The sequence below is a fragment of the Caballeronia sp. Lep1P3 genome, assembly GCF_022879595.1.
Taxonomy (GTDB): domain Bacteria; phylum Pseudomonadota; class Gammaproteobacteria; order Burkholderiales; family Burkholderiaceae; genus Caballeronia.
Genome location: NZ_CP084265.1, coordinates 1,558,536 through 1,570,591, shown reverse-complemented (window position 1 = coordinate 1,570,591; position 12,056 = coordinate 1,558,536). Strand labels below are relative to the sequence as shown.

General features: G+C 64.7%; 14 protein-coding genes. 11 read left to right on the top strand and 3 right to left on the bottom strand.

The features are described from left to right. The first annotated feature begins 137 nt into the window (after window positions 1–137). The 9 genes from mltG (at window position 138) to LDZ27_RS07335 (ending at window position 8,302) form a co-directional block, all read left to right on the top strand. Complete coding sequence (mltG, locus tag LDZ27_RS07375; RefSeq protein WP_244813487.1) at window positions 138–1,148, top strand: endolytic transglycosylase MltG; 1,011 nt, start codon at window positions 138–140, stop codon at window positions 1,146–1,148. Next, window positions 1,149–1,769 carry a dTMP kinase gene (tmk, locus tag LDZ27_RS07370; protein ID WP_244813486.1) on the top strand — a complete coding sequence of 207 codons (621 nt, stop codon included), beginning with the start codon at window positions 1,149–1,151 and terminating at the stop codon, window positions 1,767–1,769. Between the two features lie 30 nt (window positions 1,770–1,799). Continuing rightward, on the top strand, window positions 1,800–2,837 hold the full coding sequence (locus tag LDZ27_RS07365) for a DNA polymerase III subunit delta' (RefSeq protein ID WP_244813485.1): 1,038 nt from the start codon (window positions 1,800–1,802) through the stop codon (window positions 2,835–2,837). Between the two features lie 19 nt (window positions 2,838–2,856). Beyond that, a complete protein-coding gene (locus tag LDZ27_RS07360; protein ID WP_244813484.1) occupies window positions 2,857–3,387 on the top strand; it encodes a GNAT family N-acetyltransferase in 531 nt (176 codons plus the stop codon). Window positions 3,388–3,432: 45 nt separating this feature from the next. Next, window positions 3,433–4,233 (top strand): TatD family hydrolase, encoded by an 801-nt coding sequence (locus tag LDZ27_RS07355; protein ID WP_244813483.1) that lies wholly within the window; start codon window positions 3,433–3,435, stop codon window positions 4,231–4,233. Between the two features lie 46 nt (window positions 4,234–4,279). After that, window positions 4,280–5,017: an ankyrin repeat domain-containing protein gene (locus LDZ27_RS07350; protein ID WP_244813482.1), complete on the top strand. Its 738-nt coding sequence runs from the start codon at window positions 4,280–4,282 to the stop codon at window positions 5,015–5,017. Window positions 5,018–5,103: 86 nt separating this feature from the next. Beyond that, window positions 5,104–5,460 carry a Rap1a/Tai family immunity protein gene (locus LDZ27_RS07345; protein WP_244813481.1) on the top strand — a complete coding sequence of 119 codons (357 nt, stop codon included), beginning with the start codon at window positions 5,104–5,106 and terminating at the stop codon, window positions 5,458–5,460. Between the two features lie 149 nt (window positions 5,461–5,609). Then, window positions 5,610–6,995, top strand: coding sequence for an alpha,alpha-trehalose-phosphate synthase (UDP-forming) (otsA, locus tag LDZ27_RS07340; protein ID WP_244813480.1), 1,386 nt, complete (start codon window positions 5,610–5,612; stop codon window positions 6,993–6,995). Window positions 6,996–7,234: 239 nt separating this feature from the next. Beyond that, window positions 7,235–8,302: a glycosyltransferase family 4 protein gene (locus LDZ27_RS07335; protein ID WP_244813479.1), complete on the top strand. Its 1,068-nt coding sequence runs from the start codon at window positions 7,235–7,237 to the stop codon at window positions 8,300–8,302. Between the two features lie 87 nt (window positions 8,303–8,389). Here LDZ27_RS07335 and LDZ27_RS07330 read toward each other — a convergent pair whose 3' ends face one another. The 3 genes from LDZ27_RS07330 to LDZ27_RS07320 form a co-directional block, all read right to left on the bottom strand. Continuing rightward, window positions 8,390–8,980: a YSC84-related protein gene (locus LDZ27_RS07330; protein WP_244816072.1), complete on the bottom strand. Its 591-nt coding sequence runs from the start codon at window positions 8,978–8,980 to the stop codon at window positions 8,390–8,392. Window positions 8,981–9,278: 298 nt separating this feature from the next. Beyond that, window positions 9,279–9,749, bottom strand: coding sequence for a hypothetical protein (locus LDZ27_RS07325; RefSeq protein ID WP_244813478.1), 471 nt, complete (start codon window positions 9,747–9,749; stop codon window positions 9,279–9,281). Window positions 9,750–9,984: 235 nt separating this feature from the next. Then, window positions 9,985–10,287 (bottom strand): PsiF family protein, encoded by a 303-nt coding sequence (locus tag LDZ27_RS07320; RefSeq protein WP_244813477.1) that lies wholly within the window; start codon window positions 10,285–10,287, stop codon window positions 9,985–9,987. A 152-nt stretch (window positions 10,288–10,439) separates the two neighbouring features. On the opposite strand from LDZ27_RS07320, the gene LDZ27_RS07315 reads away from it, so the two are divergent. Together LDZ27_RS07315 and LDZ27_RS07310 are read left to right on the top strand one after the other, a co-directional pair. After that, window positions 10,440–10,721, top strand: a complete 282-nt coding sequence (locus LDZ27_RS07315; RefSeq protein WP_244813476.1) for a hypothetical protein — start codon at window positions 10,440–10,442, stop codon at window positions 10,719–10,721. A 191-nt stretch (window positions 10,722–10,912) separates the two neighbouring features. Continuing rightward, window positions 10,913–11,875, top strand: a complete 963-nt coding sequence (locus LDZ27_RS07310) for a sugar ABC transporter substrate-binding protein (protein WP_244813475.1) — start codon at window positions 10,913–10,915, stop codon at window positions 11,873–11,875. The last annotated feature ends 181 nt before the right edge of the window (window positions 11,876–12,056 follow it).

The following is a 12,056-nucleotide window of genomic DNA, read 5'->3' as shown; positions in this document are numbered from 1 at the left end:
GGTGTCGATGCAAAGCATCGGTGCGAAGGGACATGCAAACGGTCGATGCAAACGGTCGATGCAAACGGTGCCGGCCAATCCCGCGCCGGCACAGACGGGCAAGTTATTATATTGGTCTTATCTCGAGCGTGTTTCGCATGTCCTTTCTGAAGAAATGCGTCGTGGCGGCGGTGTTCGCCGCGATGCTTGCCGTGGCCGTCGCGGGCGGCGTCTATTACTGGGCCAATCGTCCGATGACCTTGTCGCCCGCCGAACTCGACGTCACCATCAAGCCTCACAGCAGCCTGCGCAGCGTGAGCGCGCAATTGATTCGCGGCGGCGTGCCCGTCGAGCCGGAGCTTTTCGTGCTGATGACCCGCGCGCTCGGCCTGTCCGCGCAACTGAAATCCGGCAATTACGCATTCAAGAGCGGCATTACGCCTTACGAAGTGCTGCAAAAGATCGCGCGCGGCGACGTGAACGAATATGTCGCGACCGTCATCGAAGGCTGGACGCTGCAGAAAATGCGCAGCGAACTGGACGGCAATCCCGCGCTCGCGCACGACACGGCCGGCATGAGCGATGTCGACCTGCTGCGGGCCATCGGCGCGAGCGAAGTGGACAAGGCGTGCGCGGAAGGCCTCTTCTTCCCGGACACGTATCTCTTCGACAAGGGCACGAGCGATCTCACCGTCTACAAGCGCGCGTATCGCACGATGCAAAAGCGCCTCGCCGAAGCCTGGGCGACGCGCGCGCCGAACCTGCCTTACAAGACGCCTTACGACGCGCTCATCATGGCGTCGATCGTCGAGAAGGAAACGGGGCGCGCATCCGACCGGCCCCTCGTGGCCGCGGTGTTTGCCAACCGGCTGCGCATCGGCATGCCGCTGCAGACCGATCCGAGCGTGATCTACGGGTTAGGCCCCGCCTACGACGGTCATCTGAAGAAAAAAGACCTGCAAACCGACACTCCGTACAATACCTACACGCGCATGGGCCTGCCGCCGACGCCGATCGCGCTGCCCGGCGTGGCCGCGCTCAACGCCGCACTGAACCCGGCTGCGAGCAGCGCGCTCTATTTCGTCGCGCGCGGCGACGGCAGCAGCTTCTTTTCCGACAATCTGGGCGACCACAACAGGGCCGTCGACAAGTACATCCGGGGTCAATGAATGGCGCGGGGCAAGTTCATCACGTTCGAAGGCATCGACGGCGCGGGCAAGACCACGCATCTCGACTGGTTCCGCGAGCAGCTCGAAGCGCGGATCGCGGCGAGCGGCCGCCATGTCGTGATGACGCGCGAACCCGGCGGCACCGCGCTCGGCGAAACGCTGCGCGGCATTTTGCTGAATCAGCCGATGGATCTGGAGACGGAAGCGCTCCTCATGTTCGCCGCGCGCCGCGAGCATCTCGCGCAGGTCATCGAGCCAGCGCTCGCGCGCGGCGACTGGGTGCTGTCCGACCGCTTCTCCGATGCCACTTTCGCGTATCAGGGCGGCGGGCGCGGCCTGCCGCGCGACAAGCTGGAGGCGCTCGAGCGCTGGGTGCAGGGCGGTTTCCAGCCCGATCTGACCGTGCTCTTCGACATTCCCACGGACACCGCGAGCGAGCGCCGCTCGTCCGCACGCGCGCCCGACAAGTTCGAGAGCGAATCGCAGGCGTTCTTCGAGCGCACGCGCGCCGAGTATCTGCGCCGCGCGGCGGAATCGCCGCAGCGCTTCGCCGTCGTGGATTCCTCGCAGTCCATCGACGCGATCCGCAAGCAGCTCGGCGACGTCATCGCAAGCCTCTGATCCCGACCGACCAAACCGACCGCCGAAGCGATGATCTACCCCTGGCAAACCGACGATTGGCAACGCATTGCGCAACTGCGCGCGCACTGGCCGCACGCGCTCCTGCTGCACGGAGAGGCGGGCATCGGCAAGCTGCAGTTCGCGCAGCATCTCGCGCAGGGGCTTTTGTGCGAGCAGCCCGCCGCGAATGGCGAGCCGTGCGGGACGTGCCCGGCGTGCCTGTGGTTCTCGCAGGGCAATCATCCGGATTACCGCGCGGTGCTGCCCGAGGCGTTAGCCGGGCTCGCGGCTGTCGCCGGTACTGACGACCCATCCGCCGATAAATCCGACGACGGCGAAGGCAAGAAGACCCGCGCGCCCAGCAAGGAAATCAAGATCGAGCAGGTGCGCGCGCTGTTGGACTTCTGCGGCGTCGGCTCGCATCGCGGCGGCATGCGCGTCGTGCTGATGTATCCGGCCGAGGCGCTCAATGTCGCGGCGGCGAACGCGCTTCTGAAGACGCTCGAAGAACCGCCTGCGGGCGTCGTTTTCTTGCTGGTGTCGGCGCGCATCGACCGGCTTTTGCCGACCATCATCAGCCGCTGCCGTCAGTGGCCGATGAGCGTGCCGGAGCCGGACGCGGCGCGCGCGTGGCTCGCCTCGCAAGGTATCGACGATGCCGCCGGCCTGCTCGCCGAAGCGGGCGGCGCGCCGCTCGCCGCGCTCGCGCTGGCCCGCGACGAAAACCGCGCGCTGCGCGATTTCGCGCTCGCGCAACTCGCGGCCGGCCCGAACTGCGATGCCTTCGCGTGCGGAGAAAACCTCCAGAAGCTGCCGGTGCCGATGGTGCTCGGCTGGCTGCAGCGCTGGCTGTACGACGTGCTCGCGGAGCGCACGGCCGGCCGGCCGCGCTATTTCCCCGGCGCGTCCAAGGCGCTCGCGCGCTGCGCGCAAAGCGCCGATCCCGCCGCGCTCGCCCGCTGCATCAAGACGGTCACGCGGCAGCGCGCGGTGGAAAACCATCCGCTGAACGCGCGGCTCGTGTTCGAAGAACTGTTTCTCGCGTATCGCGGGATTTTCACCGCCTGATCTCTCACGCTATTCGCCTATGAGCCTCACGTACCGCGACGCCACGCTCGACGATCTTCCCGCCATCGTCGCCATCTACAACTCGACGATCGCCTCGCGGCAGGTGACGGCGGACCTCGATCCGGTCAGCGTCGAAAGCCGCCTCGCGTGGTTCCATTCGCACGGCCCGCACGCCCGGCCCTTGTGGGTCGTGGAAGAGGGCGGCGACGTCATCGCGTGGCTGAGTTTTTCGGATTTCTATGGCCGCCCGGCCTATGCGCGCACCGTCGAAGTCAGCATCTATCTGGACGAACGCGCGCGCGGCAAGGGTCTCGGCAAGAAGCTGCTGCGCGAAGCCATCGACCGCGCGCCGTCGCTCGATGTCGATACGGTGCTCGGCTTCGTGTTCGGGCATAACGAGCCGAGCATGCGGCTCTTCGCGAGCTTCGGCTTCACGGCGTGGGGGACGCTGCCGCGCGTCGCGATGCTCGATGGCGTCGAGCGCGATCTCGTCATTCTCGGCCTGCGGCTCGATGGCGCGGCGAAGCCTGGCATGGCGGCTGCGGCCTGAAGCGCAGACCACAAAGTGAAGCAATAGAGGCAAAAGGAGCACCGGATGTTCGTCGATTCGCACTGTCACATCAACTTCGAAGGGCTCGCCGACCGCCTGCCCGACGTGCTCGACAAGATGCGCGAGCACGCGGTCACGCATGCGCTGTGCGTTTCCGTCGATCTGGAGACGCTGCCTTCCGTGCTCGATATCGCCGAGCGCTGCGAGAACGTGTACGCGTCGGTCGGCGTGCATCCGGACCACGAGGACGCGAAGGAGCCGAGCGTGGCCGAACTGGTCGAACTGTCGGCGCATCCGAAAGTTTGCGCGATCGGCGAGACGGGGCTCGACTACTATCGGCTCGAAGGCCGCAGCATCGCCGACATGGAATGGCAGCGCGAGCGCTTTCGCACGCACATCCGCGCCGCGCACGCGACGGGCAAGCCGCTCATCATCCATACGCGCTCGTCGTCGGACGACACGTTGCGCATCATGCAGGAAGAGCGTGCGAGCGTGCCGGGCGGCGTGATGCACTGCTTCACCGAGCCGTGGGAAGTGGCCGAAGCCGCGCTCGCGCAAAACTTTCATATCTCGCTGTCGGGCATCGTCACGTTCAAGAAGGCCACCGACGTGCAGGATGTCGCGCGGCGCGTGCCGCTCGAGCGCCTTCTGATCGAAACCGATTCGCCGTATCTCGCGCCGGTGCCGTATCGCGGCAAGCCGAATGAACCTGCTTACGTGAGTTATGTCGGACGTTTCATCGCGCAGTTGCGCGAGGAAACCGACGAAGCGGTCGCGGCAGCCACGACCGACAACTTCTTCCGGCTTTTCAAGATCCCTCGCCCGGCGAATCCCGCTTTCGCGTGACAAGCCCCCGGCGAACCGCTGTCTCAACGCAATCCGAAGGTCCATCATGAACAATTCCCCGATCGTTTCCACTCGCGGCGCAACGGGCGCGCGCAACCGCGCCGCCGTGCGCGGCCTTTTCGCGGGCGCGCTCGTCGCCGCCTGCGCATTCGTCCAGCCGGTCTGGGCCGCGTCCGTGGACTCGCTCATCAAGGCCGTGAAGTTCGACGACATCTCGTCGGTCAAGAAACAACTCGCACAAGGCGCGGACCCGAATACCGTCGATAACACCGGCGCGCCGATCCTCGTGATCGCGGCGCGCGAGAAATCCGACAAGGTCGGCCAGCTGCTCGCCGACAACCCGAACATCGACCTCGAAAAACTCGACGCCGCCGGCGAAAACGCGATGATGATCGCCGCGCTCAACGGCGACGCCAACTTCGTGAACCTGCTGATCGCGAAGGAAGCCGAAGTGAACAAGAAGGGCTGGACGCCGCTGCATTACGCGGCGACCAACGGCCACGACGACATCGTGAAGATTCTCGTCGACCATTCGGCGTATATCGACGCGGCGTCGCCCAACGGCACCACGCCGCTCATGATGGCGGCGCGCGGCGGGCATCTGTCGACATGCAAGCTGCTGCTCGACGAGGGCGCCGACCTGCGCGTGAAGAACCAGCTCGGCATGACCGCCGTGGACTTCGCCCGCAAATACAACGAAAAGGATGTCGCCGAGGGCCTGCAGGCGCGCCTCGACGCCATGCAGGGCGGCGCTGCGCAAAGCGGCGCAAATGGGTCAAAATAACGCCGCAACCCCATAGAACAGGCGAAGAGCGGCGAGGCGCGGCGAACCCGCCGCATCGAGCCGCCGCTCAACAGAAAAGGAAGATCATGCTGCGGGAATTCGTCATCGCCTGTGCACTCGCGACGCCGCTTTGCGCGTTCGCTTTCACCGGCAACGATCTCAACAAGCTGTGCACCAAGACCGATCCCAATTCGCGCACGGCCTGCGCCGCCTACATCGAAGGCGCGGCCGATGGCGTGTACAACACCATCGAAGCGATCGGCGGGACGACCGGGCCGCAGGTCGGCCAGTACTTCTGCCTGCCGGCCGACGTGAAGCCGCAGCAACTCACGGACGCGGTGCGCAAGTACATCGCCGATAATCCCGACAGGGCGAGCTTCAACGCCACCACGATGGTCTCGCTCGGACTTGGCAAGGCGTTTCCGTGCAAGGTGGAACGCTGACTTGAGGCGGGCGCGCCTCCGATTCGGCTCGGGCCGCTTCTCGCCAGCCTGACACTGCGCACCAGTTTGGAAACCCGCACGGGGTTTGCTAGTCGAAAAAGAAGACACTGGTCACGCAAGTCAGACAAAAAATCGCAAGAGGAATGCACATGAGCCGTCTCGTCGTCGTATCCAACCGGGTCGCCACGCCGACCGAAACCAAGGGCTCCGCAGGCGGGCTCGCCGTCGGCGTGTTCGGCGCGCTCAAGGACAGCGGCGGCGTCTGGTTCGGATGGAGCGGGGACGTAGTGAGCGAAAGCGTCGCGAATCAGGGCCCGGCGCTCGTGCAGGACGGCGCCGTGACCTTCGCCACCGTGGGGCTGCCGAAGAAGGACTACGACCAGTACTATCGCGGCTTCTCCAACGCGATGCTATGGCCCGTCTTCCACTATCGCAACGATCTCGCCGTCTACGATCGCGACGAGTACGCGGGCTACCGCCGCGTGAATTCGTGGCTCGCGCACAAGCTCATCAAGCTGCTCGAGCCCGACGACGTCATCTGGGTGCACGACTATCACCTGATCCCGTCCGCCGAAGCGCTGCGCAGCGCGGGCATCACCAACCGCATCGGCTTCTTTCTGCACATTCCGTTTCCGTCGCCGCAGATCTTGCTGAACATTCCGCCGCACGAGGAACTCGTGCGTTCGCTGTGCTGCTACGACGTCGTGGGCTTTCAGACCGAAGGCGACCAGATCGCGTTTCACGACTACGTCGTGCGGCACGCGCACGGCACCGCGACCGACGATGGCCGCGTCGAAGCGTTCGGGCGGAGCCTGAAGACGGGCGTGTATCGCATCGGCGTATTTCCCGATGAAATCGCGGAACAGGCGCAGCGCGGCGAAGCGCGGCAGGACGTGATGGATCTGAAGCAAAGTCTCGAAGGCCGCAAGCTCATCATGAGCGTGGACCGGCTCGATTATTCCAAGGGCCTCGTCGAACGCTTTCGCGCCTTCGAGCATTTTCTGGAGAAGTCGCCGGAATGGCGCGGCAACGTCACGCTCGTGCAGATCGCGCCGCCTACGCGTTCGGATGTCGAAACGTATCAGCAGATTCGCCAGAACCTCGAATACGAAGCGGGGCGCATCAACGGGCGGTATTCCGGCCTCGACTACACGCCGATCCGCTACCTCAATCAGCGCTACGACCGCTGGAAACTGATGTCGCTTTTTCGCGAGTCGCAGATCGGCTTGGTGACGCCGTTGCGCGACGGCATGAATCTCGTCGCGAAGGAATACGTCGCGGCGCAGAATCCGGACGATCCCGGCGTGCTCGTGCTCTCGCAGTTCGCGGGCGCGGCGGGCGAGATGACGGGCGCGGTGATGGTCAACCCGCACGATGTCGTCGGCATGAGCGACGCGCTCGGGCGTTCCCTCGCGATGCCGCTCGCCGAGCGCCGCGAGCGCTACGAAACCAACATGGCGGCGCTGCGCAAGCACAATCTGGGCGTCTGGCGCGACAACTTCATCGCCGACCTGCGCGGCGTGCGGCGCCGGTAACAGCCGCTGGAAACGATTGTTTCCCGCCTGTAACAGAGGGCTGAAAGTGCAAGCCGGTGTCTACGCTCGGCGTTTGCCCCGCGATAATCAGTCATCGCGCGTTCGGGACGCACAGGCGACTTCGGGGAAACCTCGTTAGCCCGGCTTACGGCCTGCTGTCATACTCGATTCCGCGCGACGAACACACGAGCGCGCGCACGCACGCCTGCGGCTCGAAAAATCGCATGGAGACGAGAACGATGAGAATTGCCCAGATTGCCCCGCTGACCGAATCCGTCCCGCCGAAGCTGTACGGCGGCACCGAACGCGTCGTGTCCTATGTCACCGAGGCGCTCGTCGAGCTAGGCCACGATGTCACGCTCTTCGCAACCGGCGATTCGCAGACCACGGCGAAGCTCGAAGCCGTCTGGCCGCGCGCGCTGCGCCTCGATCCGGCCATCCGGGACCGCATCGCGCCGCACATGTTGCTGATGGAACTGGTGCGCCGTCGCGCCGAAGAGTTCGACGTGCTGCACTTCCACATGGACTATTACTCGTTTTCGCTGTTCAACCGGCAGGAGACGCCTTTCATCACGACGCTGCACGGACGGCTCGACTTGCCCGAGCAGCAGCCGGTGTTCGACACGTTCAACACCGCGCCGGTCGTGTCCATTTCGGATTCGCAGCGTCATCCGCTGCCGCAGGCGAAGTGGATCTCGACCGTGTATCACGGGCTGCCCGAAAAGCTCTACGTGCCGCAACCGGTCGAGCAGAAGTACCTGGCGTTTCTCGGGCGCATTTCGCCGGAAAAGCGCGTCGATACGGCGATTCGCATCGCCGGGCGCTGCGGTTTGCCAATCAAGATCGCCGCCAAGGTCGATGCCGCCGACCACGAGTACTTCGAGCGCGAGATCGCGCCGCTGCTGGAACTGCCTTACGTCGAATTCATCGGCGAAATCAACGACAGCCAGAAAGCCGACTTCCTCTCGGGCGCGCACGCGCTTCTGTTTCCGATCGACTGGCCGGAGCCGTTCGGCCTCGCGATGATCGAGGCGATGGCGTGCGGCACGCCGGTGATCGCGTTCAATCGCGGCGCGGTGCCGGAAGTGGTGGACGAGGGCGTGTCGGGGTTCATCGTCGAGGACGAGATCGGCGCGGTCGCCGCCGTGAACCGGCTGCATACGCTGCCGCGCGAGGGCGTGCGCAGGCGCTTCGAGGAGCGCTTCACGTCGCATCGGATGGCGCGCCAGTATCTCGATGCGTATCAGGCAGTCGTCCGCGCCCAGAAGCGCGCGCGGTTCAAGCTGATCGATCGCGCCAGCACTTGATCGCCAAGAAAAAAACCGCCGTGCGGCGCGACCTGAGTCGCGCCGCACGGCGGTCATGCTTTTAGCCGACCGAAGAACGCGCGTGCGTTACATCTTGAGGCGCGACACCTTCGTGCCTTGCAGCGACACGTCGGCCATGAGGCCCGCGTTCGTCAGCACGAACGCTTCGACCGGCTTCGTGGCGGTGGTCGTATCGACGGCGCCGTTCGCGCCCATCTTCACGAGCGCAACCGATGCGTCGGCGCCCGCGGACCAGCCATCGGAATTGCGGAATTTGTCGAGCGCGTCCTGCGTCATGAACAGGAAGATCAGCGCCTTCGACTGCGCGCCCGCCTGCAGGCCGAACGAGCCGGAGGTCGTGCTGTAATAGCCGACGGTGCCGCCGCCCACGCGCAGCGCGCCCTTGCCGTATTGCGCGCCGACGATGAAGCCCGCCTGAATCACCGACGGGAACACCAGAATGCCGCGCGACTTCGCGACCAGTTCGCGCGAGCCGGGAACGGTTGCGTAGAGGCGCTGGATCGTGCCGTCGACATCGGCGTCGATAGAGCGGCGGTCGTCGGCGTTGCCGGCCGCTTTTTCAGCGCCGGTGTTCGAATTCGTCGTGCAACCGGCAAGCGCGAGGCCTCCCAGCGCCAACACGGCCGTCGACTTGAGCATGAAGTTTCGTCTTTGCATCATTGTTCTCCATCGTGGAATTTAGGAAACCCCATAGAGCGGGAGGGTGAGGCACGCCAAGTTATAGCACAGCGACAAGGAAACGCGAGTCTCGCCGGGGCAGGGATCGCCCGTGTGCGGCGCGCGCAACGCGCCTCGCCTCGTCCGGAACATTGCCGTGACGTGACAATCTCCCACTTTTGACCGCTTTCCTTGTCGCCGCTGCCTGAAGCCCTGCATCGATTTCGCCTCGCCGTTCACGGTGACGGCAAAAACGCCGCCGTAGCGAGTAGCAACGACCGTACCCGGACGCGTCGTTTCACTGGCTCGTCGTTTTTACTTTCGTAGGAGGAGTAGGCGCAGTCGCGCGCTGCGGGCGTCTCAACGCCCGTTTGATGCCGCCGATCACCATGCCGACGGCAAGCAGAAACAGGGCCGGCACCACCCAATAGCCGACGAACGCGTGCCACAGATAGTCAGCGAGCGTCGCCTTGCGATGCGCGTATTCGTCGAGCGCTTCCTGGTGCTTCGACGCATTGGCCAGCAGGATGTCGGCGGGGCAGCCCGCGGCGCGCGCCTCGTCCGGCGCGCCGTGACAGCGCGCGGCGGCACCGGTGGCCCGCTGCGCGTCGGTCAGTTCCCATGTCGAGAGCGACTTCTGGAGATCCACCGTGTTGTAGGCCATCTCCTCGCGCACTTCGTTGACCGCGACGATCATCACGGGCACGGCCCAGAAGGTGATCGTCACCAGCCATCGCCGGAACCAGCGGTTCTTCTGTTTCCATGCCATCCGTTGCCTCCACGCGAGGCTTCGCGCCACGCTAGACGAACGGCGGCCGATGGCGTGTTTCTTGTATTGATCTTCGAAGGGCCGCCTTCGCGCCATCTTATGAGAAAACGACGACGCTGCGAATCACTTGCTTGGGTGCAGTGCAATATCCGCTGGCAGGCAGCGCAAAGCGGAAAGAGCGTGGCCGCGCGCGAACGGCGCGGCGCGTCTTCTACGAACGAAAGCGCGAAACGTTTCAGCCCTTGCTGCTCAGGCAACTCTTCATGAACGCCTTGCGGTCGTCGCCTTTCTTGCCCGACGCCTGAGTGTTGCACGCGCTCATGCGCTGCTGCTGGGTCATCGGCGCGGACGCGGCGGCGGGCGCGGACGCGCTCGACAGGCAGCTTTTCATGAACGCCTTGCGGTCGTCGCCTTTCTTGTCGCTCGCCTGTTTGTTGCAGTCGGACATTTTCGATTGCTGGCTGTTGGCCGCAAACGAGGCGTTCGCGCCCAGCGCGAGACTCAAAACGGCGATGACGGCAGTAGCTCGAATGCTCATGTAACGCTCCCTGAGTGAATGACGATTTTTGTTGAATGAGCGAGTATCGGCACTCGCCCGCGCATTATGGCAAAGCGATTTTCAACTGAGTGTGCGATAACGTCATTTCCGCAGGCGCTCGCCGCTTCCCTCACGAAAGAAGGAGCCGCTTCATGTCTACGCCGCTCGCCGATCATTACAAGGGCTTTGAAATCCATGTTCAGGCCATGCGCCGCGCGAAAGAGCGCGACGAACCCGAAGACGGTCCGCGCCACTTCGACATCTTCGTTACCATTTCCCGCAGCGCAGCGGGCGAAAGCGGCCGCTCCGCGATGTTCGGCGTGCCCGATCAGGAACCGTTCGAAAGCCCGATCGACGCCACGCGCGCGGGCATCGATTACGGACGCCGGATCGTCGACGGCGAAGTGGAAGGCGAGTCCGTCGGAGAACTGTAGCCGCGCGCGATCGGGCAAGCGCCAAGCGTGTCCTAAGCGCGCAGTACACGTTAGCCCGATTGACCGCGCACGCGCCACCAACGAGAATCGACGACGGCAAACGTTGAACCGCCGCGCCCGCGCGCTGGAGAAGCCGCGCCCGGTTCACGCCATGCGCCGACAACACAAACGAAAGCCTGGAGGAGATCCGCATGAATTCGACCATTCGCCGTCGCGTCCTGTCCGCCGCCGTCGCGCTCGCCGCGTGCGCGGCGCTGCCATTTGCGTCGTCGCCCGCGTTCGCGCAGAGCGGCGGCAAGCCCAAGGTCGCGCTCGTGATGAAATCGCTCGCCAACGAGTTTTTCCTCACGATGGAAAACGGCGCGAAAGACTATCAGCAGCACAACAGCGGCAAGTTCGATCTCATCACCAACGGCATCAAGGACGAGACCGACACGGCCGCGCAAATCCGCATCGTCGAGCAGATGATCGTCTCGAAGGTCGATGCGATCGTGATCGCGCCAGCCGATTCGAAAGCGCTCGTGCCCGTCATCAAGAAGGCGGCGGATGCGGGCATCATCGTCGTGAACATCGACAACCGGCTCGATCAGGACGTGCTCAAGTCGAAGGACCTGAACGTGCCGTTCGTCGGGCCGGACAACCGCAAGGGCGCTCGCCAGGTCGGCGACTATCTCGCCAAGCGGCTCAAGAAGGGCGACGAAGTGGGCATCATCGAGGGCGTCTCGACGACGACCAACGCCCAGCAGCGCACCGCAGGCTTCAAGGACGCGATGGACGCGGCCGGCATGAAGGTCGTCGCGCTGCAGTCGGGCGACTGGGAAATCGACAAGGGCAACGCGGTCGCCTCGCAGATTCTGAACGCGAATCCGAACGTGAAGGCGCTGCTGTGCGGCAACGACAACATGGCGATCGGCGCGGTGTCGGCGGTGCGCGCGGCGGGCAAGGCGGGCAAGGTGCAGGTGGTCGGCTACGACAACATCAACGCGATCAAGCCGATGCTCAAGGACGGCCGCGTGCTCGCCACCGCCGACCAGTACGCGGCGAAGCAGGCGGTCTTCGGCATCGACGTGGCGCTGAAAGCGATCGCGGGGCACAAGAAGCAGTCGGAACTCTCGACGGTCGTCGAAACGCCCGTCGATCTCGTGACGAAGTGAGCGGCAACGCGTGATGCGTGGCTGCGAGCGTGAGGCGGCGAACCGTTCGTCCTCAAGTTCGCGGCCATCATGCCGTTAAAGACGCAAACCCGACGCAAACCCGACGCAAACCCGACGCAAACCAGACGCGAACCCGACGCAAACCGCACGCGAACCCGCTCGGATGACGAAGGCGCGAGGC